This window comes from Amycolatopsis keratiniphila subsp. keratiniphila (assembly GCF_001620365.2).
Classification (GTDB): domain Bacteria; phylum Actinomycetota; class Actinomycetes; order Mycobacteriales; family Pseudonocardiaceae; genus Amycolatopsis; species Amycolatopsis keratiniphila.
On record NZ_LQMT02000003.1, the window covers coordinates 122,062 to 124,799 of the forward strand.

Annotated in this window: 4 protein-coding genes and 1 pseudogene; 3 read left to right on the plus strand and 2 right to left on the minus strand. The window is 66.7% G+C overall.

Annotated elements, in window-relative coordinates; all coding sequences use genetic code 11:
- Positions 1-367: 367 nt before the first annotated feature.
- Together AVR91_RS43605 and AVR91_RS01105 are read left to right on the plus strand one after the other, a co-directional pair.
- Positions 368-646 (plus strand): helix-turn-helix domain-containing protein, encoded by a 279-nt coding sequence (locus AVR91_RS43605; RefSeq protein ID WP_228709098.1) that lies wholly within the window; start codon positions 368-370, stop codon positions 644-646.
- Positions 647-760: 114 nt separating this feature from the next.
- Complete coding sequence (locus tag AVR91_RS01105) at positions 761-1,210, plus strand: PIN domain-containing protein (RefSeq protein WP_228709099.1); 450 nt, start codon at positions 761-763, stop codon at positions 1,208-1,210.
- Here the strand turns inward: AVR91_RS01105 and AVR91_RS01110 are convergent.
- Positions 1,201-2,061 (minus strand): 3-hydroxybutyryl-CoA dehydrogenase, encoded by an 861-nt coding sequence (locus AVR91_RS01110; RefSeq protein WP_016338023.1) that lies wholly within the window; start codon positions 2,059-2,061, stop codon positions 1,201-1,203. The genes AVR91_RS01105 and AVR91_RS01110 overlap by 10 nt on opposite strands.
- A gap of 88 nt (positions 2,062-2,149) precedes the next feature.
- Positions 2,150-2,335, minus strand: coding sequence for a DUF3073 domain-containing protein (locus tag AVR91_RS01115; RefSeq protein WP_016338022.1), 186 nt, complete (start codon positions 2,333-2,335; stop codon positions 2,150-2,152).
- Positions 2,336-2,542: 207 nt separating this feature from the next.
- Between AVR91_RS01115 and AVR91_RS01120 the strand changes: the two are divergent.
- A pseudogene (locus tag AVR91_RS01120) lies at positions 2,543-2,738 on the plus strand (hypothetical protein); the annotation flags it as partial.

A 2,738-nucleotide genomic window follows, 5' to 3' on the forward strand; every position in this document is an offset into this window, starting at 1 on the left:
GCGCGTGCACCGTCTTCGCCCACGGACCGGCACCGACCAGACCCGCGCGCAGCTGTCCCTGTCCCACGCCCCCGAGTCTAGGTGTGCCGTCACGCAAGCTGAACGCACCATCGAGTTGCGTTTATTGCGTTTGTTGCGAATAATTCGGTTGAGAGCCGATACTGGGACCACGTTGAACACAGGAGCAGTGATGACTGCGCTGACCATTGACCAGATCGTCCCAGGGCGCCACGACATCGACGTGGCACTCGAGGCACTCCCGCACGTCAAGGCTTACCTGGCCCGGCGGCATGAAAGGGACACCGTGCGCGTCGTCGTGGACGAACATGAGGAGTCCGTGGTCGTCCCCCGCGGGGTCGTCGACCTGATGGCTCGCGTGCTCGCCCTGGTGGCGGCGGGCGAGAGTGTGGCCATCGTCCCGTCCCATGCCGAGCTGACCACACAGCAGGCGGCCGACCTGCTCAACGTCTCCCGGCCGTTCCTCATCGGGCTGCTCGAAGCGGGGCGGATCGAGTACCGCACGGTCGGTAAGCACCGACGGGTGAAAGCCAGCTCCCTTCACGACTACTTGCGTGAAGACGACCATCGGCGCCGCGAGGCCGCGGACGAGCTTTCCGCCTTGAATCAGGAGATGGGGCTGACCTAGCAAGTGGCCTTCGTGGTCCTGTTCGACGCCAACGTGCTGTATCCCAACGTTCTGCGCGATCTCCTGCTCCGGATCGCGCAGAGCGGTTTCGTCCAGGCCAAGTAGACGGACGAGATCCTCGACGAAGTCTTCCGGAACGTCCGGAAGAACCGGCCCGATCTCGACCCCGGCAAGCTGGACAGGACGCGGCACCTGATGAACGCCTCGGTCCGGGATCGTCTCGTCGTCGGCTATGAACCGCTCATCGCCACGCTCGACCTGCCCGACCCGGACGACCGCCATGTACTCGCGGCGGCCATCAAGGCGCAGGCGCGTGTCATCGTGACCGAGAACCTGCGGGATTTTCCCGGCCGGGCTCTCGGTCCCTGGAACGTCGAGGCGCAGACCTCGGACGACTTCGTCCTCGATCGGATCGAGCTCTGCGAGCGAGTGGTCGTGGAGGCGGTACGGCGAATCGTGGACTCACGCCGCGCTCCGCCTACCAGCGTTTCCGAGGTTCTCGACGCTTTGGAGCGCTGCGGCCTTCGCAAATCGGTCGCGGCGCTCCGCTCGGGTCAGGAGTAGCTGTAGAAGCCGCGGCCGGTCTTCTTGCCGAGCAGGCCGGCGTCGACCATGCGCAGCAGCAGCGGCGGCGAGGAGTACAGCGGCTCCTTGAACTCGGCGTACATCGAGTCCGCGATCGCCTTGATGGTGTCCAGGCCGATCAGGTCCGACAGCCGCAGCGGACCCATCGGATGCGCGGTGCCGAGCTCCATGCCGCGGTCGATGTCCTCCGCGGACGCGAAGCCCGACTCGATCATCCGGATCGCGGAAAGCAGGTACGGCACGAGCAGCGAGTTCACGATGAACCCGGCGCGGTCCTGCGACCGGATCACCGTCTTGCTCAACGCCGTCGTCGCGTGCTCCTCGGCACGGCGGGCGGTGTCGTCGCTGGTCAGCAGCGAGGGCACCAGCTCGACGAGCGGCAGCACCGGGACCGGGTTGAAGAAGTGGATGCCGATCACCTGCTGCGGGCGGCCGGTGGCCATGCCGAGCTTCATGATCGGGATCGAGGAGGTGTTGGACGCGAACACGGCGTCCTCACGCTCGACGATCTTGTCCAGCGACCGGAACACCTCGACCTTGGCCTGCTCCTGCTCCAGGATGGCCTCGATGACGAGGTCGCGGTCGGCGAACTCGCCGATCTCGGTGGTGAAGCGGAGTCGTCCGAGCGCGGCGTCGGCGTCTTCCTGCGAGAGCTTCCCGTTCTTGACGCCGCGTTGCAGCGACTTCTCGATCCGCGCCCGCCCGGAGTCCAGCGCCGGCTGGTTCACCTCGGTGACGATCACGTCCAGCCCGGCCCGTGCGTGCACCTCGGCGATGCCAGAGCCCATGAGCCCGGCCCCGACGACACCTACTCGCGCTACGTCAGACATGGCACCTCCTCATATTTTGGGCAGCACGCGACACGCGAGGGTGGTCACCGGGGCAAGCCCGGATCCACCCTCGCGTGTCACGCGTTGCTCAGCGGCGGTATTCGTCGTACCCGTCGTACGGGTCTTCGTCGTACCGCTTGTCGTCCTCGTGCCTGTCTTCCGAGGAACTACTGGACAGCTCGCGCTGCAAAGCATCGAAGTCGGTTTCGTGCGAGCTGTACTTGAGCTCGCGCGCCACCTTCGTCTGCTTGGCCTTAGCCCGGCCGCGCCCCATGGCTCGACCCCCTCGCACAGGGGCGGGGCGGCCGGGGGAATCGGCGGCCCCGCATCGTCTCGACAATTCTTTCCTGCTGACACCGTACCGTGTCCGGGGGGTTGGATGCGACGTGGCACGGTGTGCCGGTGGCGACAGTGTTCCCCGAACGCCGGTTACCGGCCGGTCGGTGGCGATAGTCGCAGGTCGGCGTGCCACGATGCTCGTGTGCCCCGTCCGTTCGCGGCTTATCTCCGCGTCTATGAGCCCCTGCTCGCGCTGGGGGATCCTCCGGACGAACGCCTGCTCGAGGCCGTCGAAGCGGCCCGGCTCGATCGTTCGGCCGCGGGCGAGCGCGAGCAGACATTGTGGCTCAAGTCACAGCATGTCGGCCGGCTGCTGCCCGCCGAACTCGCGGACGGCA